Origin of the sequence: Tepidimonas alkaliphilus, assembly GCF_007556595.1 — a bacterium.
GTDB lineage: Bacteria > Pseudomonadota > Gammaproteobacteria > Burkholderiales > Burkholderiaceae_C > Tepidimonas > Tepidimonas alkaliphila.
Genome location: NZ_VJNB01000002.1, coordinates 41114 through 60693, shown reverse-complemented (window position 1 = coordinate 60693; position 19580 = coordinate 41114). Strand labels below are relative to the sequence as shown.

Annotated in this window: 19 protein-coding genes; 12 read left to right on the top strand and 7 right to left on the bottom strand. The window is 70.2% G+C overall.

The genetic code is table 11. The annotated features are described in order from the left end of the window. Nucleotides 1–6 precede the first annotated feature (6 nt). Nucleotides 7–1182, bottom strand: a complete 1176-nt coding sequence (locus Talka_RS02425; protein WP_185970037.1) for an MFS transporter — start codon at nucleotides 1180–1182, stop codon at nucleotides 7–9. Between the two features lie 171 nt (nucleotides 1183–1353). Here Talka_RS02425 and rplU point away from each other — a divergent pair, with 171 nt between their 5' ends. From rplU to proB, 4 genes are all read left to right on the top strand, one after another. Further along, a complete protein-coding gene (rplU, locus tag Talka_RS02420; RefSeq protein WP_143889525.1) occupies nucleotides 1354–1668 on the top strand; it encodes a 50S ribosomal protein L21 in 315 nt (104 codons plus the stop codon). A gap of 11 nt (nucleotides 1669–1679) precedes the next feature. After that, nucleotides 1680–1940, top strand: coding sequence for a 50S ribosomal protein L27 (rpmA, locus tag Talka_RS02415; protein WP_143889524.1), 261 nt, complete (start codon nucleotides 1680–1682; stop codon nucleotides 1938–1940). A gap of 146 nt (nucleotides 1941–2086) precedes the next feature. Next, a complete protein-coding gene (cgtA, locus tag Talka_RS02410) occupies nucleotides 2087–3214 on the top strand; it encodes an Obg family GTPase CgtA (RefSeq protein ID WP_143889523.1) in 1128 nt (375 codons plus the stop codon). A gap of 120 nt (nucleotides 3215–3334) precedes the next feature. Further along, nucleotides 3335–4459, top strand: a complete 1125-nt coding sequence (proB, locus tag Talka_RS02405) for a glutamate 5-kinase (protein ID WP_246100554.1) — start codon at nucleotides 3335–3337, stop codon at nucleotides 4457–4459. A gap of 22 nt (nucleotides 4460–4481) precedes the next feature. On the opposite strand, the gene Talka_RS02400 is transcribed toward proB, so the two are convergent. Further along, nucleotides 4482–5189 carry an RNA pyrophosphohydrolase gene (locus Talka_RS02400; protein WP_143889521.1) on the bottom strand — a complete coding sequence of 236 codons (708 nt, stop codon included), beginning with the start codon at nucleotides 5187–5189 and terminating at the stop codon, nucleotides 4482–4484. 60 nt (nucleotides 5190–5249) lie between these two features. Between Talka_RS02400 and Talka_RS02395 the strand changes: the two genes are divergently transcribed. Then, nucleotides 5250–6995: a proline--tRNA ligase gene (locus Talka_RS02395; RefSeq protein WP_143889520.1), complete on the top strand. Its 1746-nt coding sequence runs from the start codon at nucleotides 5250–5252 to the stop codon at nucleotides 6993–6995. A 2-nt stretch (nucleotides 6996–6997) separates the two neighbouring features. Further along, entirely contained in the window at nucleotides 6998–7699 is a 702-nt protein-coding gene (locus tag Talka_RS02390; RefSeq protein ID WP_246100535.1) for a lytic transglycosylase domain-containing protein, read from the top strand. A gap of 20 nt (nucleotides 7700–7719) precedes the next feature. Here the strand turns inward: Talka_RS02390 and Talka_RS02385 are convergent, their stop codons facing one another. From Talka_RS02385 to hemA, 5 genes are all read right to left on the bottom strand, one after another. Next, nucleotides 7720–8727, bottom strand: a complete 1008-nt coding sequence (locus tag Talka_RS02385; RefSeq protein ID WP_143889519.1) for an AAA family ATPase — start codon at nucleotides 8725–8727, stop codon at nucleotides 7720–7722. Nucleotides 8728–8837: 110 nt separating this feature from the next. Further along, nucleotides 8838–9164 carry a Grx4 family monothiol glutaredoxin gene (grxD, locus tag Talka_RS02380; protein ID WP_143889518.1) on the bottom strand — a complete coding sequence of 109 codons (327 nt, stop codon included), beginning with the start codon at nucleotides 9162–9164 and terminating at the stop codon, nucleotides 8838–8840. A 37-nt stretch (nucleotides 9165–9201) separates the two neighbouring features. Beyond that, nucleotides 9202–10095: a peptide chain release factor N(5)-glutamine methyltransferase gene (gene prmC / locus Talka_RS02375; protein WP_143889517.1), complete on the bottom strand. Its 894-nt coding sequence runs from the start codon at nucleotides 10093–10095 to the stop codon at nucleotides 9202–9204. Between the two features lie 12 nt (nucleotides 10096–10107). Then, entirely contained in the window at nucleotides 10108–11220 is a 1113-nt protein-coding gene (gene prfA / locus Talka_RS02370) for a peptide chain release factor 1 (RefSeq protein WP_143889516.1), read from the bottom strand. Further along, nucleotides 11217–12527, bottom strand: a complete 1311-nt coding sequence (hemA, locus tag Talka_RS02365; RefSeq protein ID WP_143889515.1) for a glutamyl-tRNA reductase — start codon at nucleotides 12525–12527, stop codon at nucleotides 11217–11219. Before hemA ends, prfA begins: the two co-directional genes overlap by 4 nt. Nucleotides 12528–12576: 49 nt before the next feature. On the opposite strand from hemA, the gene Talka_RS02360 reads away from it, so the two are divergent. The 6 genes from Talka_RS02360 to Talka_RS02335 all read left to right on the top strand — a co-directional run bounded on the left by Talka_RS02360 (nucleotide 12577) and on the right by Talka_RS02335 (nucleotide 19564). Then, nucleotides 12577–12831 (top strand): hypothetical protein, encoded by a 255-nt coding sequence (locus Talka_RS02360; RefSeq protein WP_143889514.1) that lies wholly within the window; start codon nucleotides 12577–12579, stop codon nucleotides 12829–12831. A 162-nt stretch (nucleotides 12832–12993) separates the two neighbouring features. Continuing rightward, nucleotides 12994–16902, top strand: coding sequence for a DUF3683 domain-containing protein (locus Talka_RS02355; protein WP_143889513.1), 3909 nt, complete (start codon nucleotides 12994–12996; stop codon nucleotides 16900–16902). Continuing rightward, a complete protein-coding gene (locus tag Talka_RS02350; protein ID WP_143889512.1) occupies nucleotides 16899–17363 on the top strand; it encodes an HIT family protein in 465 nt (154 codons plus the stop codon). Before Talka_RS02355 ends, Talka_RS02350 begins: the two co-directional genes overlap by 4 nt. Beyond that, entirely contained in the window at nucleotides 17360–17773 is a 414-nt protein-coding gene (locus Talka_RS02345) for a gamma-butyrobetaine hydroxylase family protein (protein WP_143889511.1), read from the top strand. Before Talka_RS02350 ends, Talka_RS02345 begins: the two co-directional genes overlap by 4 nt. A gap of 50 nt (nucleotides 17774–17823) precedes the next feature. After that, nucleotides 17824–18555 carry a class I SAM-dependent methyltransferase gene (locus Talka_RS02340; protein WP_143889510.1) on the top strand — a complete coding sequence of 244 codons (732 nt, stop codon included), beginning with the start codon at nucleotides 17824–17826 and terminating at the stop codon, nucleotides 18553–18555. Between the two features lie 28 nt (nucleotides 18556–18583). Further along, nucleotides 18584–19564 (top strand): Tim44 domain-containing protein, encoded by a 981-nt coding sequence (locus Talka_RS02335; RefSeq protein ID WP_143889751.1) that lies wholly within the window; start codon nucleotides 18584–18586, stop codon nucleotides 19562–19564. The last annotated feature ends 16 nt before the right edge of the window (nucleotides 19565–19580 follow it).

Below are 19580 nucleotides of genomic sequence, written 5' to 3'. Positions count from 1 at the left end.
GCGGCGTCAAACCCGGTGGCTGGCGTGGGCGCGCGCCAACAGCAGCCAGCACACCAGCGCCACCGCCAGCAGCAACGCCGGAAAGCCCGCGCGCGGCGCCCATTGCAGCGCTGCGCCGGCCAGCGACGGGGCCAGCACGCCGCCCAGCGTGTAAGCCATCACCAGCACGGCAGTGGCGTTGACCAGCGCCACGCCGCGCTCGCGCGCGCCGATGTCGATCATCGCCAGCGTGTAGAGGCAGCCCCCGGCGCCACCCCAGACGAAGGCTACTGGCCAAGCCAGCCACGGCGTGGCGGCGATCCAGGGGATGAGCAGCGTGCCCCCCAGCGTCACCGCCGCGGCCAGCCGCATCAGTTGCAGGCGCGCCCCGGCGGCTCCCCCCGACTGGCCGGGCCGGCGGCCCAGCCAGTCAGCGGCCAGGCCAGCAGGCAGCATCAGCAGCGCGCTGCCCAGCCCGCTGGCCGACACCAACAGCGCCGCAGCCGCCGCGCCCAGCCCCAGCGCCAGGCCATACAGCGGCAGGATCGACGTGAGCCCGCTTTCAAAAAAACCGCCGCAAAAACCCGCCGCCATGATGACCGGGTGGGCGCGCAATGCCTGCACCACGCCGCGCCAGCCCACGTGCGCTTCTGCCGGCTCAGGGGCCGACGGCAGCGTTGGCAGCGCCAACGACCAGATCCAGCCGATGGCCAGCAGCGCCACCGCCAGCTTCAACGCCGCTTCGCTCGAGGGCCCCACCGCCGCCAGCAACAGCGGCCCCAGCACGAAGGTGGCGCCCACCATCGTTTCGAACAGGCCGACGTTGCGCCCGCGCCGCGCCAGCGGCGAGCACTCCGCCACGATCGACTCGGCCAGCACCCAGCGCAACCCGGCGGCCATGCCCCCGGCCAACTTCAGGGCAAACCACAGCGCCACCGTGGCGGCGCCAAACCACGGCAGCAGGTAGCCCAGCCCAGTCAGCGCCGGCACCGCCGCCGACAGCGCCAGCGCCCGCCGCCGCCCCAGCCGCTGCGTCAGCCCGGAGGCCAGCGGCGTCACCAGCAAAATGCCCAGCCAGGCGCTCGCGGCGAACAAGCCAATCACCGCCGGCGCGGCGCCTTGCTCGCTTAAGCGCAGCACCAGCCACGGCGTCAGCATGAACGTGCCGATCAGCTCGAAAAACGTCGAAGCAAAAATCGTCACCAGCCCACGTTGGGCAACAGCGGCGGGAACCTCGGTGTGCATTGAGTGCAGCTTACCGCAAGTTGGACTACAATTCAGGGTTCCCCATTCAACGGGGTTGTGGGTGCTGGCTTTTGAGGGCGCAGTGTTTGCTGCTTGCCGTCGGCCAGCGGTTTGAGCAAAGGAACTCCTATGTACGCGGTCATAAAAACCGGCGGCAAGCAGTACCGCGTCGCTGCCGGCGAAAAAATCAAGGTAGAACAGATCGCTGCGGACGTAGGCCAAGAGATTGTGATCGACCAGGTGTTGGCCGTGGGCAACGGCGCCGACATCCGGGTGGGCACCCCCTTGGTCAGCGGCGCAACGGTCACGGCCAAGGTGGTGGCGCACGGGCGTGGCCCCAAAGTGCGCATCTTCAAGTTGCGCCGTCGCAAGCACTACCAGAAGCGGCAGGGCCATCGGCAAAACTACACCGAGCTGGAGATCAGCTCGATCCATGTGGGATGAGGTGACGCACCATGGCACAGAAAAAAGGCGGCGGCTCCACACGTAACGGTCGTGATTCCAAGCCCAAGATGCTGGGCGTCAAGGTCTATGGCGGCCAGGAGGTCAACGCCGGCGCGATCATCGTGCGCCAGCGCGGCACGCAGTTCCACCCCGGGGTCGGCACCGGCATCGGCAAGGATCACACCATCTACGCCACTGTGGCGGGCAAGGTCGAGTTTGCCGTGAAAGGGCCGTTGAACCGCAAGGTGGTCAACGTCATCGCGGCGGCTTGAAGCCCGGCGGGCGCCAGCGGGGACGTGTCAGCTGGCACAGGTTGACCCGCTGACGCGCCGGCGCTGACCCAGCAAGCCAGGGCCCGCTTCAGGCGGGCCCTTGGCGTTTGTGATCGCAGTGGTCGAGACGACGCGCGGAGCCATGCATGAAATTCGTCGATGAAGCCTGGATCGAGGTGGTTGCTGGCGACGGCGGCCACGGCTGCGCGTCGTTTCGCCATGAAAAATACCGCGAATTCGGCGGCCCCGACGGCGGCGACGGCGGCCGCGGCGGCCACGTCTGGGCCGAGGCTGACCCCAACCTGAACACGCTGGTGGATTTTCGCTACGCGCGCCGGCACGAGGCGCAGCGTGGCGAGCATGGGCGCGGCTCAGATCAATACGGCGCCAAAGGGGCCGACCGGGTGCTGCGCATGCCGGTCGGCACGATCATCCGCGACGCCGACAGCGGCGAGCTGCTCGGCGAGCTGCTGGCGCCGGGGCAGCGCCTGCTGCTGGCCAAGGGCGGCGACGGCGGGCTTGGCAACCTGCACTTCAAGAGCTCCACCAACCGCGCCCCGCGCCAGCGCACGCTCGGCAAGCCCGGCGAGCGCCGACGGCTGCACCTGGAACTCAAGGTGCTGGCCGACGTTGGGCTGCTGGGCATGCCCAACGCCGGCAAGTCGACGCTGATCGCCGCCGTCTCCAACGCGCGGCCCAAGATCGCCGACTACCCGTTCACGACGCTGCACCCCAACCTCGGCGTGGTGCGCGTCGGCCCGCAGCAGAGCTTCGTGATCGCTGACGTGCCGGGCCTGATCGAGGGCGCGGCCGAGGGCGCAGGGCTGGGGCATCAGTTCCTGCGCCACCTGCAGCGCACACGGCTGCTGCTGCACCTGGTGGACGTGGCACCGTTTGACGACCGCGCCGATCCGGTGGCGCAGGCGCGCGCCATCGTCGCCGAGCTGAAAAAGTATGACCCGCAACTGGCCGCCAAGCCGCGCTGGCTGGTGCTGAACAAGCTCGACATGGTGCCGGCAGACGAGCGCGAGGCGCGCGTGCGCGACGTCGTGCGCCGGCTGCGCTTCAAGGGGCCGGTGTATGCGGTCTCGGCGCTGACGCGCGAGGGCCTGGAGCCGCTGATGCGCGACATCCACCAGTGGCTGACGGCGCAGCGCCAAGCCGAGGCGCCGGCCCCGGCGGTGGTCGATCCGCGCTTTGACGAGGCGCGCGCGGACGCTGCAGCAGCCGCCCCGACGCCGCCGGCGGCGGACGATCCGCGTTTGCGCGCCTGAAGGCTGCGTATCATTGCGCGCACCATGACCGCGCCAGCTTCGACGTCCTCCGCTGCCGCCGCCGCGGCCCTCGACCCCGCCACCGGCCTGAGCCTGCCGGCGCGCGCGCCGGCTGAGGTGCTGCGCGGCGCGCGGCGCATCGTCGTCAAGGTCGGCTCCAGCCTCGTCACCAACGAGGGCCGCGGGCTCGACGAGGGGGCGATCGGCCAGTGGGCGCGCCAGCTCGCGCACCTGGTGCGCGACGGGCGCGAGGCGGTGATGGTCTCCAGCGGCGCCATCGCCGAGGGCATGAAGCGGCTCGGCTGGGCCGTGCGGCCCAAGGAGCTGCACGAGCTGCAGGCCGCCGCCGCCGTGGGCCAAATGGGGTTGGCGCAGATGTGGGAGACCCAGCTGCGCGAGCACGGCCTGCGCAGCGCGCAGGTGCTGCTGACGCATGCGGACCTGGCCGACCGCGAGCGCTACCTCAACGCCCGCTCGACGCTGCTGACGCTGCTGGCGCACGGCGTGGTGCCGGTCATCAACGAGAACGACACCGTCGTCAACGACGAGATCAAGTTCGGCGACAACGACACCCTGGGCGCCCTGGTGGCCAACCTGATCGAGGCCGACCTGCTGGTGATCCTGACCGACCAACGCGGGCTCTACACCGCCGATCCGCGCCGCCAACCCGACGCCGCCTTCGTGCACGTGGCGCGCGCGGGCGATGCAGCGCTGGAGGCGATGGCCGGCGGCGCCGGCACGCGGGTGGGCACCGGCGGCATGATCACCAAGGTGCTGGCGGCGCGCCGCGCAGCCGGCTCCGGCGCTTCCACCGTGATCGCCTGGGGACGCGAGGCCGACGTGCTGCCGCGGCTGGTGGCTGGCGAGCCGATCGGTACCGTGCTGGTGGCCGACGCGCCCAAGCAGCAGGCGCGCAAGCGCTGGATCCTCAACCACCTGCAGCTGCGCGGCGCGGTCACGGTGGACGACGGCGCGGTGATCAAGCTCTTGCGCGACGGCAAAAGCCTGCTGCCGATTGGCATGACGGCGGTCGAAGGCGAGTTTCGCCGCGGCGACGTCATCGCGGTGCGGGCGCCGGACGGGCGCGAAATCGCCCGCGGCTTGGCCAATTACGCTGCGGCGGAAGCGCGCCTGCTGTGCCGCCGGGGATCCTCCGAGATCGAGCGGGTGCTCGGCTACGCCGCCGAACCCGAAATGATCCACCGCGACAACCTGGTGCTGACGGTGGCGGCGTCAACGCCTTGAGGCGCGCAGCAGGCGCGGGCGGCTACGATGCCGCCGGTTTGGCCGTGCGCGGTCGCAGCACCGACGACGCTCCGGGCGGCGCGGCGCGGCTGGCGCCGGGCGGCAGCTCGGCGTGCGATGGCAAGCCCCACTGCGGAGGCAGCGCCCGGCTGGGGCGCGCGGCGTTGAGGTCGCGCCGAGCTGCGGGCGGGCGCGCGAGGCGCTCGCCGCCGTGGTTGCGTCCTGAGCGTGCCATCGAGGAAGAGCCCGTTTCCCGCACGGGAGGCAGGTAAGCGGCCAGTTCCTGCAGCGCCCGCTGATACACCTCGCGCTTGAACTCGATCACCAGATCCAGCGGCACCCAGTAATCGTTCCAGCGCCAAGCGTCGAATTCGGGATGGTCGGTGGCGCGCAGGTTCAGATTCCAGTCGCCGCCGATCAGCCGCAACAGAAACCAAATTTGCTTTTGACCACGGTAATGGCCGCGCGCCTCACGGCGGATGTAGCGCTCAGGCACTTCATAGCGCAGCCAGTCGCGCGTGCGCGCCAGCACCTCCACGTGCTCGGGCTTGAGGCCGATCTCCTCGTGCAGCTCGCGGAACATGGCCTGCTCGGGCGTCTCGCCGCGGTCGATGCCGCCCTGCGGAAACTGCCACGAATGCGTGCGGATGCGCTTGCCCCAGAACACCTGGTTGCGGTGGTTGAGCAGGATGATGCCGACATTCGGCCGATAGCCGTCTCTGTCAAGCATAATCAACCCCAATCTTAAAAAACTGACCCGATTATGCAACGCGGGTCTGAGCCTGTCGATATGAGAGCCTCCCGATACCACATCGCCACCCTGAAAGAAGCCCCTGCGGACGCCGAGGTCGTCAGCCACCGGCTGATGCTGCGCGCCGGCATGATCAAAAAGCTCTCCGCCGGCATCTACACCTACATGCCGATGGGGCTGCGCGTGATTCGCAAGGTCGAGCGCATCGTGCGCGAGGAAATGGACCGCGCCGGCGCGATCGAGCTGACCATGCCGATCGTGCAGCCGGCCGAGCTGTGGCAAGAGACCGGCCGCTTTGCGAAGATGGGCCCGGAGCTGCTGCGCATCAAAGACCGGCACGAGCGCGACTTCGTCATCCAGCCCACCAGCGAGGAGGTCGTCACCGACATCGCGCGCCAGGAGCTGAAGAGCTACAAGCAGCTGCCGAAGAACTTCTACCAGATCCAGACCAAGTTCCGCGACGAGCGCCGGCCGCGCTTTGGCCTGATGCGCGGGCGCGAGTTCATCATGAAGGACGCCTACAGCTTCGACCGCGACGCCGAAGGCGCCAAGCGCAGCTACCAGATCATGGCGCAGGCGTATCGGCGCATCTTCGACCGCTTCGGGTTGCGCTACCGCGCGGTGGCGGCCGACAGCGGCGCCATCGGCGGCGACCTGAGCGAGGAGTTCCAGGTGATCGCCGCCACCGGCGAGGACGCCATCGTCTACTGCCCGACCAGCGACTACGCCGCCAACCTGGAAAAGGCCGAGGCGCTGCCGCCCGCGGGCCCGCGCCCGGCGCCGGCGCAGCCGATGGTCAAGACCCCAACACCGGGCCGCAGCACCTGCGCGCAGGTGGCCGAGCTGCTGGGCGTGCCGCTGGCGCGCACCGTCAAGTCCATCGTGCTGGCCACCGACGAGTTGGGCGAGCGCGACGAGATCGCGGCCACCCGCATCTGGCTGCTGCTGCTGCGCGGCGACCACGACATGAACGAGGTCAAGGTCGGCAAGCTGCCCGGGCTGGAGCGCGGCTGGCGCTTTGCCACCGAGGCCGAGATCGTCGAGCACTTCGGCTGCCGCCCCGGCTACCTCGGGCCGGTCGGCACGCGCAAGGCCGTGACGGTGGTGGCCGACCGCGAGGTGGCGGTGATGGCCGACTGGATCTGCGGCGCCAACGAGGCGGACTTCCACCTGACCGGCGTGAACTGGGGGCGCGACCTGCCGGAGCCGGACCTGGTGGCCGACATCCGCAACGTCGTCGCCGGCGATCCGTCGCCCGACGGCAAGGGGGTGCTGGCGATCGAGCGCGGCATCGAGGTCGGGCACGTGTTCTACCTCGGCACCAAATACAGCCGGGCGATGAACGCCACCTTCCTCGACGAGGACGGCAAGCCCAAGCCGTTCGAGATGGGCTGCTACGGCATCGGCATCACGCGCCTGCCGGCGGCGGCCATCGAGCAGAACCACGACGAGCGCGGCATCATCTGGCCGGATGCGATCGCGCCGTTCACGGTGGTGATCTGCCCGATCGGCTACGACCGCAGCGAGGCGGTGCGCGATGCGGCGGAGCGGCTTTACGCGGAGCTGCTTGGCGCCGGAGTGGACGTGATCCTGGACGACCGCGGCGAGCGCCCCGGCGTGATGTTCGCCGACTGGGAGCTGATCGGCGTGCCGCATCGCCTGACGGTGGGCGACAAGGGGCTCAAGGAAGGCGTGGTCGAATACCAGCACCGGCGCGACGGCGCGCCGACGCCGGTGCCGCTGGCCGAGGCGGCCAGCTGGGTGCGCGCGCGGCTGCAGGTCTGACGATGACGGCGGCGCCTGGCACGACCCTTGGGCCGATGCGCCGCGCCGTCCTGCGCGCCGCGGCCGGCTGGGCGCTGGCGCGCGCCGTTGCGCCGTGGGGGGCTGCTGTCGGGCTGGTGGCCGCGGCGCCGGGGGCGCATGCCGGCGCGCAGATCGAGGAGCCGCTGTCGGACGCCGTGCGCCACGCGCTGCGCGCCGCGGTGGAGCAACTCGACCCGCCCGAGCCGGTGCTGACCAGCGCGGAGGAGCGCGTGCACTACGTGCGCTGGCTGGCCGACGGCAGCTGGCGGCTGCGCCGGCGCAAGCCCGAGGCGCGCGCGCGCGAGGATTTCCTGCAGACCGTCTGGTATGAGAGCCGCCGCGCCGGGCTGGATACCGCGCTGGTGCTGGGGCTGATCGAGGTGGAAAGCGGCTTTCGCCGCTGGGCGATCTCGCGCGCTGGCGCGCGCGGCTACATGCAGGTGATGCCGTTCTGGACGCGGCTGATTGGCGACGGCGATCCGGACAAGCTGTTCCATCTGCAGACCAACCTGCGCTACGGCTGCGTGATCCTGCGCCATTACCTGGATCGCGAGCGCGGCGACTTGTTCATGGCGCTGGGACGTTACAACGGCAGCCGCGGGCAGGCGGCGTACCCGAACGCGGTGCTGGCTGCGCGGCGTCGCTGGGCCGACCTCGGCCATGGTGCGGCGCCGCGCGCCTGAAACGGCGCTGGGCGCCGCTTTTACTGCAAAAACCCGATGCGCACCTTGCCGTGGGGTGCGCTGGGCAGGTCGCGCGCCTCCAGATGGCCGCGCTCATCGAGCCGCGCGTTGCCGAACGCCGTCATCAGCGCGCGGCGCATCTCGCGCGGGGCGAGCTCGGCCAGCCGGTCCAGCACGTCGTCGCCGGGCTCCTCGTCGAACAGCCGGCCCCAGTCGTGCGCGGCGCGCAGCCGCTGATAGAGCTGCCGCGCGATCGTGCGCGCCTCCTCGTGGGTCGGCGGCGCGATTTCGAACACGTTCATGCGGTTGAGGATCGGTTCGGGAATCGCGCGCTCGTCGTTGGCGGTGGTGATCCAGATGACCTGGCTGGCGTCGATCGGCACCTCGGCGAACTCATCGACAAAGCGCTGCGCGGTCTGCGGCTCCAGCAGCCCATACAGCGCGCCCAGCGGGTCATATTGGGCATGCTCGCTGGCCTTGTCGATTTCATCGACGACGATCACCGGGTTGGCGTAGTCGCCGTCCACCAGCGCCTCGAACACCTTGCCAGGCTTGGCGCCTTTCCACTGCGAGGAGGAGCCCGACAGCAGCCAACCGGCGGTCATCGAGCTCATCGGCACCAGCGTCATGGTGGTGGCCAGCAGCTCGGCGAGCTGCTGCGCAAAGTGCGTCTTGCCGACGCCCGGCGGGCCCAACAGCAGGATCGGCGTGACCTCCAGGCTGTCGCTGCCGGCCTGCGCCAGCGCGACGTGGCGCTTGATGTCATCCAGCACGGCGCGGAAGTTGGGCAGTTGCTCATACAGCGGCGCCATGTCCGGCACGCCGGAGGGTTTGACCGCAAAGCGCTGCGGGCCGCGCTCCAGCATGCGCTCGTAGGTTTGGCACAGCGTGGCCTGCTCGCGCTCGTGGCCCTGCGCCTTCAGGCGCTTTAAGCGCTGCTCAACGTCGTCGGGGTTGAAAATGGCGCGCACGCTGGCAATCGGCAGGCCGCGCGCTGCGGCTGCGAGGGGGGCAGGTTCGCGGACCATGGTGCTCTCCTTTCAACCCAAGAGGCTGAATGCCTCAACCCGATTGAAGCAAGCACCGTGCCGGCGCCGGAATCCGGGATGACCCCAGGGCGTGGCGCCGCCGGGCCGCCTCAAGCGGTTGGAGCCGCCAGCAGCTTCTGCAGTTCGCCGCTCTCATACATCTCCATCATGATGTCGGAGCCGCCGATGAATTCGCCGCGAATGTAGAGCTGCGGGATGGTGGGCCAGTTGCTGTATTCCTTGACGCCCTGGCGGATCTCGGGGTCGTCCAGCACGTTGATGGCCATGATGGCTTTCGGATCGACGCCGCAGGCTTTGAGGATTTGCACCGCGCGGCCCGAAAAGCCGCACATCGGAAAGCTCGGCGTGCCCTTCATAAACAGCACGATGTCGTGGTTTTTCACCAGTTGGTCGATGCGTTGCTGAACGTCGCTCATGGTTGTGCCGGGTCAACGTAGGGTTGCGATGACCGCATTATCCCGCTGCGGTTCCTTTCGTGCTGGCGCCGGGCCACGGCGCGCCGGTGCAGCGCACATGGCCGCCGAGGTCGCGCCGGTGCGCCGGCGCACCAAAGCCGTGCGCGCGCAGCAGCGTCGCCACCGCGTCGGCCTGGTTCCAGCCGTGTTCCAGCAGCAGCCAGCCGCCTGCGCGCAGCCGCGCCGGCGCGCCGGCCACGATGGCGCGCAGCGCCTGCAGGCCGTCGGCGCCGGCCACCAGCGCTTGGCGCGGTTCGTGGCGCAGCGCTGGCAGGTGCGGGTCGTCCGCGGCCAGGTACGGCGGGTTGCTGACGACGAGGTCGAAGCGCGCCGGCGGCGGTTCGCTTTGGACCTTGTCCCAGGCGCGCCAGCCGCGCCACCAGTCGCCGTGCAGCCAGCGCACCGGCAGGCCGAGCCGCCGTCCGTTGACCGCGGCCACCTCCAGCGCGGCGGGGCTTGCGTCCACCGCCCACACGCGCGCCGCCGGCCGGCGCGCCTGCAGCGCCAGCGCGATGGCGCCGCTGCCGGTGCCGAGATCCAGCACGTCGGCGGCCTGCCCCTGCGGCAGCAGTTCCAGCGCCCAGTCCACCAGCGTCTCGGTGTCCGGGCGGGGGTCGAGCACGCGCGCGTCCACCCGCAGCGTCAGGCCGTGAAAGCCGCGCTCGCCGACCAGGTAGGCCAGCGGCACGCCGTCGCGGCGCTGCGCGCACAGCGTGGCGTAGCGCGCCGCCGCCTCGGCTGGCAGCGCCGCCTCGCCGTGCGCCAGCAGCCAGGCGCGCTCATCCAGGCCGCGCCCCAGCGCGTGCAGCAGCAGCCATTGCGCCTCCAGCCGCGGCAGGCCCTGCGCCTGCGCGGCGCGCAGCGCGTCGTCGAGCGTGCGAGAGGTGGTCATGCGCGCGGCGGGTCAGGCCGTCGCGGCGGCCTGCGCCTCCAGCTCCGCCAGCTGCTGCGCGCCGTGCGCCAGCCGCAACGCGTCGATCAGCTCGTCGAGCTCGCCGTCCAGCACCGCCGTCAGCTTGTGCAGCGTCAGGTGGATGCGGTGGTCGGTGACACGGCTCTGCGGAAAGTTGTAGGTGCGGATGCGGTCGCTGCGGTCGCCGCTGCCGATCAGGCTTTTGCGCAGCGCGGCTTCCTGCGCCAGGCGCGCCTGGCGCTCGCGCTCTTGCAGCCGCGCCAGCAGCACTTGCAGCGCGCGCGCCTTGTTGCGGTGCTGGCTGCGGTCGTCCTGGCACTCGGCCACAAGACCCGTGGGCAGGTGGGTGATGCGCACCGCCGAGTCGGTGCGGTTGACGTGCTGGCCGCCGGCGCCGCTGGCGCGAAAGGTGTCGATGCGCAGCTCGGCCGGGTCGAGCTGGATGGCCTGCTGCTCGTCCGGCTCCGGCAGCACCGCCACCGTGCAGGCGCTGGTGTGGATGCGCCCCTGTGACTCGGTGACCGGGATGCGCTGCACGCGGTGGCCGCCGGACTCAAAGCGCAGCCGTCCGTAGGCGCCGTCGCCGGCGACGCGCAGCACCACTTCCTTGTAGCCGCCGAGGTCGCTTGGGGATTCGCTGAGCACCTCCACCCGCCAGCCCTGGCGTTCGGCGTAGCGGGTGTACATGCGCGCCAGATCGGCGGCGAACAGCGCGGCCTCCTCGCCGCCAGCGCCGGCGCGGATTTCCACAAACGCCGGGCGCGCCTCCTCGGGTTCGCGCGGCACCAGCAGGGCTTGCAGCTCCGCTTCCAGCGTGCGCAGTTCGGTCTGCGCGGCTTCAATTTCGTCGGCGGCCAGCGCCGCCAGCGCGGCATCGCCCGCGGCCATCGCCTCGTCGTGCAGCTTCAGCGCCGCTTGCCAGTCGGCCTCGCGCTTGAGGTAGCGCAGATACGGCTGCACCAGCGCGTCGGTTTCGGCGTGCTCACGCGACAGCGCCTGAAAGCGCGCCAGGTCGGCGGTGGCGTCCGGAGCCGCCAGTTGCGCGTCGAGCTCGTGCAGGCGGTGGCGGCGCTGCTCCAGCGTCTGGCGGATAAACGGCTTCATGGTTCCGAGGGGGAGGGGGCAGGGGTCTCCAAGCCGGCGCGGCGTCCGCGCAAAAACAGCCGTGCCACCACCTCCGCCGTGTGGGCGCGCGCATGGTCGTCGCCGCTGTGCAGCTCGGCCAGCGCGCCGTGCAGCATTTTGTGCGTCAGCCCGCGCGCCAGCGCTTGCAGCGCTTCTTCGGGGCTGGCGCCGCGGGCCAGCAGCCGGCGTGCGCGCGCCAGCTCGGCCTGCTGCCACGCCTCGGCTTGGGCGTGCAGGTCGCGGATCAACGGCACCACGCCGTGGCGCGGGTCGCGCTGGCGCAGCCAGTGCATGAAGCTTTGCACGCCGGCGTCGATGATGGCTTCGGCCTGCGCCACCGCGGCTTGCCGGCTGTCGCGCCCGGCTTGGACGACGGCAGCCAAGTCATCGACGGTGTAGAGGTAAACGTCATCGAGCTGCTTGACCTCGGCTTCGATGTCGCGCGGTACCGCCAGATCGACCATGAACATCGGGCGGTGGCGGCGGCGCTTCAGCGCGCTTTCCACCATGCCGAGCCCGATCAACGGCAGGGTGCTGGCGGTGCAGCTGACCACGGCGTCGAACTCGTGCAGCCGCGCCGGCAGATCCGACAGCCGCATCGCCTCGGCGCCGAAGCGCGCGGCGAGCTTTTCGCCGCGCTCCAGCGTGCGGTTGGCGATCGCCATCGCGCGCGGCTGGCGCGCGGCAAAGTGCGTGGCGGTCAGCTCGATCATCTCGCCGGCGCCGACGAACAGCACGCGGATCTCGCGCAGATCCTCGAACAGCTGGCCGCACAGCCGCACTGCGGCGGCGGCCATGCTGATCGAGTGTGCGCCGATTTCAGTGCTGCTGCGCACCTGCTTGGCCACCGCAAACGAGCGCTGGAACAGTTGGTGCAGCGTGCTGCCCAGCGTGCCGACTTCATCGGCCACCCGCACGGCGTCCTTCATCTGGCCAAGGATCTGCGGTTCGCCCAGCACCATGCTGTCGAGCCCACTGGCCACGCGAAACGCGTGGCGGGCCGCGGCGTCGTCGAGCAGCACATAGGTGTGACGGCGCAGCGCCTGCGGATCCAAGCCGCCGTGCTGCGCCAGCCAGTGCACCGCCGCGTCCACCAAGGGCTCGTCGGCGGCGCCATAAAGTTCAGTGCGGTTGCAGGTGGACAGCAGCGTCGCCTCAGCCGGGCGCGACAAGGCTGCGCGCAGGCGGCGCAGCGCGTCGGGCAGCTGCTCCAGCCCGAACGCCAGCCGCCCGCGCATGTCGAGGGGGGCGGTTTGGTGGTTGAGGCCAAGCGCCCAAACGGTCATGTCCCGGATTATAAAATCCAGCCCTCTTGTGGATGGGTTGACGGCCTTGATGCACTTGTGGCACCTGGTGGCGCCGGCCTGGGTGACCGGGGGGCTGCTGGGTGCGGTATTGGCTTGGCGCCGCTGCGGCAAAAGATCGGCGCTCGCTTGCTGGGGGCGCGAAACGCTGTGGCTGGCCCTTCCGGGCTCGGCGGTGCTGGTCGGCGGGCTGATGCTGACCGACAGCGATGGTCGCATCGCCACCTACGCCGCGTTGGTGGGGACGCTGGGCACGTTGGCGGCGTGGCGCGCCCGCCGGGCCTAACCAAGCAGGTGCGGGCAGCGGGTTTTTTGAGCCTGCCGGCGGCGTGGGGATCGCCCGCCGCAAGGCGCGTGTTATGTTGCGCTGCGATAACATCACGGGCCCGTCGTGCCAGCGGGTTGGCGATGCTGCCCACCGTTGGCGGCGCGGCGCCTTGCCTCTGCCATGAACGCACCCCTTGCTTCGCCTACTCTGCTCGCCGCGACGCCCACGCCGCCGCGGCTGCGCGAAATTCCCTACAACTACACGTCGTTGTCGGATCGTGAGATCGTGATCCGGTTGCTGGGCGCGCGCGCCTGGACGCTGCTGGAACAATTACGCAGCGAGCGCGCCACGGGCCGCTCGGCGCGCATGCTGTATGAGGTGCTGGGCGACATCTGGGTCGTGCAGCGCAACCCTTACATCCAGGATGATTTGCTCGCCAACCGGCAGCGGCGCACGGCTCTGATCGAGGCGCTGCACCACCGCCTGCGCGAGATCGAAAAACGCCGCCGCCCGCACGAGGACGCCGAGCGCGACGCCAAGGTCGGCGAGCTGCTGGCGCTGGCGCAGCAGGCGGTGCAGGCGTTTGCCGCGCACTTCGACGAGGTGGCGGCGCTGCGCCGCCGCGCGCTGCGGGTGCTCAGGCGCCACACGCACAAGGACAACATCCGCTTCGACGGCCTGTCGCGCGTCAGTCACGTGACGGATGCCACCGACTGGCGCGTGGAGTATCCGTTTGTCGTGCTCACGCCCGACAGCGAGGCGGAGATCGTCGGCCTGGTGCAGGGCTGCATCGAGCTCGGGCTGACGATCATCCCGCGCGGCGGCGGCACCGGCTACACCGGCGGCGCGGTGCCGCTGACGTGGAAGAGCGCGGTCATCAACACCGAAAAGCTCGAGCGCCTGACCGAAGTTGAGCTCGCGCCGATCCCCGGCCACGCCGAGCCGGTGCCGACCATCTGGACCGAGGCGGGCGTGGTCACGCAGCGCGTGGCCGATGCGGCCGAGCGCGCCGGCTACGTGTTCGCGGTCGATCCAACGTCGGCGGAGGCTTCGTGCATTGGCGGCAACATCGCCATGAACGCCGGCGGCAAGAAGGCGGTGCTGTGGGGCACGGCGCTGGACAACCTGCTGAGCTGGCGCATGGTCACGCCCCAGGCGCAGTGGCTGGAGGTCACGCGGCTGAACCACAACCTCGGCAAGATCCACGACGCCGAAGTCGCCAGCTTCGAGCTGAAATATTTCGAGGCCGACGGCCGGACGCTCATCCGCACCGAGCGGCTCGACATCCCGGGTTCGGCCTTCCGCAAGGCGGGCCTGGGCAAGGACGTCACCGACAAATTCCTGAGCGGTCTGCCCGGCGTGCAGAAGGAGGGCTGCGACGGCATCATCACCAGCGCGCGCTGGGTGCTGCACCGCATGCCGGCGCACACGCGCACGGTGTGCCTGGAGTTCTTCGGCAATCCCAGGGACGCCGTGCCCTCGATCGTCGAGATCAAGGACTTCATGTTCGCCGAGCAGCGGCGCAGCGGCACGCTGCTGGCGGGGCTGGAGCACCTGGACGACCGCTACCTGAAGGCGGTGGGCTACACCACCAAGAGCAAACGCGGCACGCTGCCGAAGATGGTGCTGATTGGCGACATCGTCGGCGACGACCCGGACGCGGTGGCGCGCGCCGCCAGCGAGGTGGTGCGGCTGGCCAATGCGCGCGGCGGCGAGGGGTTCGTGGCCGTCAGCGCCGAGGCGCGCAAGAAGTTCTGGGCCGACCGCAAGCGCACGGCCGCGATCAGCCGCCACACCAACGCCTTCAAGATCAACGAGGACGTGGTGATCCCGCTGGAGCGCATGGGCGAATACACGCTCGGCGTGGAGCGCATCAACATCGAGCTGAGCCTGCGCAACAAGATCCGCCTGTGCGACGAGCTGGAGGCGTTCCTGCAGCAGCCGCAGCTGCCGCTGGGCAAGGTGGAGGATCGCGCCGAGGCGCCGGAGCCGGAACTCGTGGAGGAGCGCCGCCAGCAGGCGCTGGCGCTGGTGCGCGCGGTGCGCGCGCAGTGGCAGGGCTGGCTGGAGGGGCTGGACGCCGTGCCCGACGGGCAGACGCGCACGGTGTTCGAGCTGCTGCAGGACCACACCTGGCGCGCCAGCTGGAAGACGCAGCTGCGCCAGCCGCTGCGCGAGCTGTTCGGCGGCGCGGCGCTGGCGCCGGTGGCGGCGCAGTGCGAGGCGATCCACCGCCGCGTGCTGAAAGGCCGCGTCTGGATCGCCCTGCACATGCACGCCGGCGACGGCAACGTGCACACCAACATCCCGGTCAACAGCGACGACTACGCGATGCTGCGCACCGCGCACGAGGCGGTGGACCGCGTGATGGCGCTGGCGCGCAGCCTGGGCGGCGTGATCTCCGGCGAGCACGGCATCGGCATCACCAAGCTGCAGTACCTCACCGACGAGGAGCTGGCGCCGTTTGCCGCCTACAAGGCCAAGGTCGATCCGCAAGGGCGCTTCAACCGCGGCAAGCTGCTGCGCGAGGCGCCGGCCCTCGGCCCGGACGTGCGCGCCGCCGACCTGCGCGACGCCTACACGCCGAGCTTCAACCTGCTCGGGCACGAGTCGCTGATCATGCAGCAGAGCGACATCGGCTCCATCGCCGACAGCGTCAAGGATTGCCTGCGCTGCGGCAAGTGCAAGCCGGTGTGCTCCACGCACGTGCCGCGCGCCAACCTGCTCTACAGCCCGCGCAACAAGATCCTGGCCACCAGCCTGCTGATCGAGGCCTTTCTCTACGAGGAGCAGACGCGCCGCGGCATCAGCGTGCAGCACTGGGAGGAATTCGAGGACGTGGCCGACCACTGCACGGTCTGCCACAAGTGCGAGAGCCCCTGCCCGGTCAAGATCGATTTCGGCGACGTCTCGATGGCGATGCGCAACCTGCTGCGCAAGATGGGGCGCAAGTCGTGGCGGCCCGGCAACGCGCTGGCGATGGCCTTCCTCAACGCCACCCGCCCGGAGACGATCAAGCTGATGCGCACGCTGATGGTGGACGTCGGCTACCGCGCGCAGCGGCTGGCGCACGAGCTGCTCAAGCGCGCGGCGCGGCGCCAGACCAGCGCGCCGCCGGCCACCGTCGGCCCGGCGCCGGTCAAGGAGCAGGTCATCCACTTCATCAACAAGAAGATGCCGGGCAACCTGCCCAAGAAGACGGCGCGCGCGCTGCTCGACATCGAGGACCGGGCCTACGTGCCGATCATCCGCGATCCGCAGCGCACCAGCGCCGACAGCGAGGCGGTGTTCTACTTCCCCGGCTGCGGCTCGGAGCGGCTGTTCAGCCAGGTGGGCCTGGCCACGCAGGCCATGCTGTGGCACGTCGGCGTGCAGACCGTGCTGCCGCCGGGCTACCTGTGCTGCGGCTACCCGCAGCGCGGCAGCGGCCAGTTCGACAAGGCCGAGCAGATCATCACCGACAACCGCGTGCTGTTCCACCGCGTGGCCAACACGCTGAACTACCTCGACATCAAGACCGTGGTGGTCAGCTGCGGCACCTGCTACGACCAGCTGCAGCACTACGAGTTCGACCAGATCTTCCCCGGCTGCCGCATCCTCGACATCCACGAATACCTGCTGGAAAAAGGCGTCAAGCTGGAGGGCAAAGAGGCCTACCTCTACCACGACCCCTGCCACAGCCCGATGAAGCGGCAGGATCCGCTCCAGACCGTCAAGGCGCTGGTGGGCGGGACGGTGGTGGCCAGCGACCGCTGCTGCGGCGAGTCTGGGACGCTTGCGGTGACGCGGCCCGACGTCTCGACCCAGGTGCGCTTCCGCAAGGAGCAGGAGCTGCGCAAGAACGAGCGCGAACTGGCCGAGCTGGCGCAGCGCACCGGCGCGCAGCTCACGCCGGGCCGCACCAAGATCCTGACCTCCTGCCCGAGCTGCCTGCAGGGCCTGAGCCGCTACAGCGAAGACCTGAGCAATGGCCTGCTGGAGGCCGACTACATCGTCGTCGAGATCGCGCGCCAAGTGCTGGGCGAGAACTGGTTGCCGGAATATGTGGCGCGCGCCAACGCCGGCGGCATCGAGCGGGTGCTGGTGTGACCGACTGTGCGCTGTGCCGTGACGACGGCGGCCTGCTGCTGTGGCGCGGAAAGGGCTGGCGCGTGGTGCGGGCGCTCGGCGCCGAGGTAGCCGCCGCGCCGGCGTGGTACCGCGTCATCGCCGCCGCGCACGTGGCCGAGTGGAGCGACCTGTCCCCGACCGAGCAGGCCCGCGCGATGACGCTCGTGACGGCGGTGGAGCGCGCGCTGCGGGCCACGCTCGCCCCCGCCAAGGTCAACCTGGCCAGTCTCGGCAACGTCGTGCCGCACCTGCACTGGCACGTGATCGCGCGCTTCGACTGGGACAGCCGCTTTCCGGCCCCGGTGTGGGCGCCGGCGCAGCGCGGCGACGACGCGCTGCGGCTGGCGGCGCTGCGCGAGCGGCTGCCGGCCTGCGACGCCGAGGTCGTGCGGATGTTGGAGGGGCTGTCCCATTCCAGCATGGAGGAGCTTGGGCCATGACTTTCGCGTCTTCCCCGCGTGCGACGGAGCTGATCGTGCACGGCGCCTCCCGGGTGCTGGAGGTGGCGTTTGACGACGGCGCGCGCTTTCGCATCCCGTTTGAACTGATGCGCGTGTATTCGCCCTCGGCCGAGGTGCAGGGGCACGGCCCTGGTCAGGCGGTGCTGCAGACCGGCAAGCGCGACGTCGAAATTGTTGCCCTGGAGCCGGTGGGACACTACGCGGTGCAGCCCACGTTCTCCGACGGTCACCGCAGCGGCATCTACACGTGGGCGTATCTTTACCATCTTGGTAGCCGGCAGAAGGAGCTGTGGGCCGAATACGAGCGCCGATTGGCCGAGGCTGGTGTGGATCGCGACGCCCCGATGCCCGAGCCCGCCGCTTCGTCCGGAAACAACGGTTGCCGTTGACCGCGGCGCGCCGCCCCTCCCGCACAGCGCCGATGCCTTACGATGGGGCCATGATGCGCACACACTTTGGCTTTGAAAACGTGGACGAGCGCGACAAGGCACGGCGCGTGCGCGCCGTGTTCGATTCGGTGGCGCCACGCTACGACCTAATGAACGACTTGATGTCGTTCGGTTTGCACCGCCTCTGGAAAGCCTACGCGGTGATGGTGGCCGCGCCGCAGCCAGGCCAGCGCGTGCTGGACATCGCCGGCGGCACCGGCGACCTGGGGCTGGCGCTGGCGCCCAAGGTGCAGCCGGGCGGGCTGGTGGTGCACACCGACATCAACGAAACCATGCTGCGCGCCGGGCGCGACCGGCTGCTCGACCACGGCTGGGCGCTGCCCGCCGTGGTGTGCGACGCCGAGCGGCTGCCGTTTGCCGACGGCGCGTTCGACCTTGTCACGGTGGCCTTCGGTCTGCGCAACATGACGCACAAGGAACTTGCGCTGCGCGAAATGAATCGAGTGCTCAAGGTCGGCGGCAAGTTGCTCGTGCTCGAATTTTCCAAAGTCGTGCCCCCGCTGCAACGAGCCTACGACTGGTATAGCTTTCACGTGCTGCCGCGCTTGGGCCGCTGGATCGCGCGCGATGAGGCCAGCTACCGCTACCTGGCTGAGTCCATCCGCATGCATCCGGATCAGGAGACGCTGCGCAAGATGGTGCGCGAAGCGGGCTTTGGCCATGTCGATGTGCACAACCTGACTGGCGGCATCGTGGCGTTGCACGTGGGCATCAAAACATGAAGGTCTTTTCGACAAGGAGACGGACATGATGGCGCGTGCGGGAACTTGGGTGTTGGTGGCCGCGTTGACGCTGACCAGCGCCGACGCGTCGTGGGCCAAGCGTTTGGGAGGCGGCGGCTCGGTGGGCAAGCAGTCGTCGCACGTGACGCAGCGTCAAGCCACCCCGCCGCAGCCGGCGCCGGCTCAGCCGGCGCAACCTCCAGCGGCCACCCCGCAGCCGGCGCCGGCCACCCCGGCCGCCGGGGCAGCGGGTGCGGCCGCGGCGGCCAAGCCGCGCACGCCGTGGGGCGCGATGCTCGGCGGGTTGGCGGCGGGGCTGGGGCTGGCGTGGCTGGCCTCGACGCTGGGTTTCGGCGAGGCGTTCGCGCAGTTCCTGTTGATCCTGCTGCTGGTCGGTGCGGCGCTGGCTGTGGTGGCGCTGCTGCGCCGCACGCGCGCTGAGGCGCCGCGGCCCGCATGGGCTGGCGCCGGCGCTGCGGCGCAGCCGACCACGCCGCGCGCCTATCAGCCGCACCATGTCGGCAACGACGCAGCGGCGCGCCCGTGGGAGCGCACCCAGTTCGACGGCTCGGCCACCAGTGGCGGCTTGATCGGCAGCGCGTTGCCGGGGCCGCAGACCTGGGGCATTCCGGCCGGCTTTGACGTCGAGGGTTTCCTGCGCGCCTCCAAAGAAAACTTCGTGCGCTTGCAGGCGGCTTGGGATCGCGGCGACGTGGCGGCGCTGCGCGCGTTGATGACCGATGAGATGCTGGCTGAAATCCAAGCCCAGCTGGCCGAGCGCGAGGCCAAGGCTAGCGTTCCCAATGTCACCGAAGTGGTGGCGTTGGATGCGCAGCTGCTCGGCATCGAAGACCTCGGTGACGAATACATGGCCAGCGTGGAATTCTCTGGCCTGATTCGCGAGAATCCGGCCGAGGGGCCGGCGCCGTTTCGCGAGGTGTGGAACATCACCAAGCGCAAGGACGGGCGCGGCGGCTGGCTGGTGGCCGGCGTGCAGGCGCTGCAGTGATCGCGGCGCGGCCACG

Coding starts and splice junctions, on each gene's coding strand:
- Talka_RS02360 (WP_143889514.1), top strand. CDS start 12,577: ATGCACTTGTGGCACCTGGTGGCGCCGGCCTGGGTGACCGGGGGGCTG.
- Talka_RS02395 (WP_143889520.1), top strand. CDS start 5,250: ATGAGAGCCTCCCGATACCACATCGCCACCCTGAAAGAAGCCCCTGCG.
- grxD (WP_143889518.1), bottom strand. CDS start 9,164: ATGAGCGACGTTCAGCAACGCATCGACCAACTGGTGAAAAACCACGAC.
- Talka_RS02340 (WP_143889510.1), top strand. CDS start 17,824: ATGATGCGCACACACTTTGGCTTTGAAAACGTGGACGAGCGCGACAAG.
- prmC (WP_143889517.1), bottom strand. CDS start 10,095: ATGACCACCTCTCGCACGCTCGACGACGCGCTGCGCGCCGCGCAGGCG.
- Talka_RS02335 (WP_143889751.1), top strand. CDS start 18,584: ATGGCGCGTGCGGGAACTTGGGTGTTGGTGGCCGCGTTGACGCTGACC.
- hemA (WP_143889515.1), bottom strand. CDS start 12,527: ATGACCGTTTGGGCGCTTGGCCTCAACCACCAAACCGCCCCCCTCGAC.
- Talka_RS02385 (WP_143889519.1), bottom strand. CDS start 8,727: ATGGTCCGCGAACCTGCCCCCCTCGCAGCCGCAGCGCGCGGCCTGCCG.
- Talka_RS02400 (WP_143889521.1), bottom strand. CDS start 5,189: ATGCTTGACAGAGACGGCTATCGGCCGAATGTCGGCATCATCCTGCTC.
- rpmA (WP_143889524.1), top strand. CDS start 1,680: ATGGCACAGAAAAAAGGCGGCGGCTCCACACGTAACGGTCGTGATTCC.
- rplU (WP_143889525.1), top strand. CDS start 1,354: ATGTACGCGGTCATAAAAACCGGCGGCAAGCAGTACCGCGTCGCTGCC.
- cgtA (WP_143889523.1), top strand. CDS start 2,087: ATGAAATTCGTCGATGAAGCCTGGATCGAGGTGGTTGCTGGCGACGGC.
- Talka_RS02355 (WP_143889513.1), top strand. CDS start 12,994: ATGAACGCACCCCTTGCTTCGCCTACTCTGCTCGCCGCGACGCCCACG.
- prfA (WP_143889516.1), bottom strand. CDS start 11,220: ATGAAGCCGTTTATCCGCCAGACGCTGGAGCAGCGCCGCCACCGCCTG.
- Talka_RS02390 (WP_246100535.1), top strand. CDS start 6,998: ATGACGGCGGCGCCTGGCACGACCCTTGGGCCGATGCGCCGCGCCGTC.
- Talka_RS02345 (WP_143889511.1), top strand. CDS start 17,360: ATGACTTTCGCGTCTTCCCCGCGTGCGACGGAGCTGATCGTGCACGGC.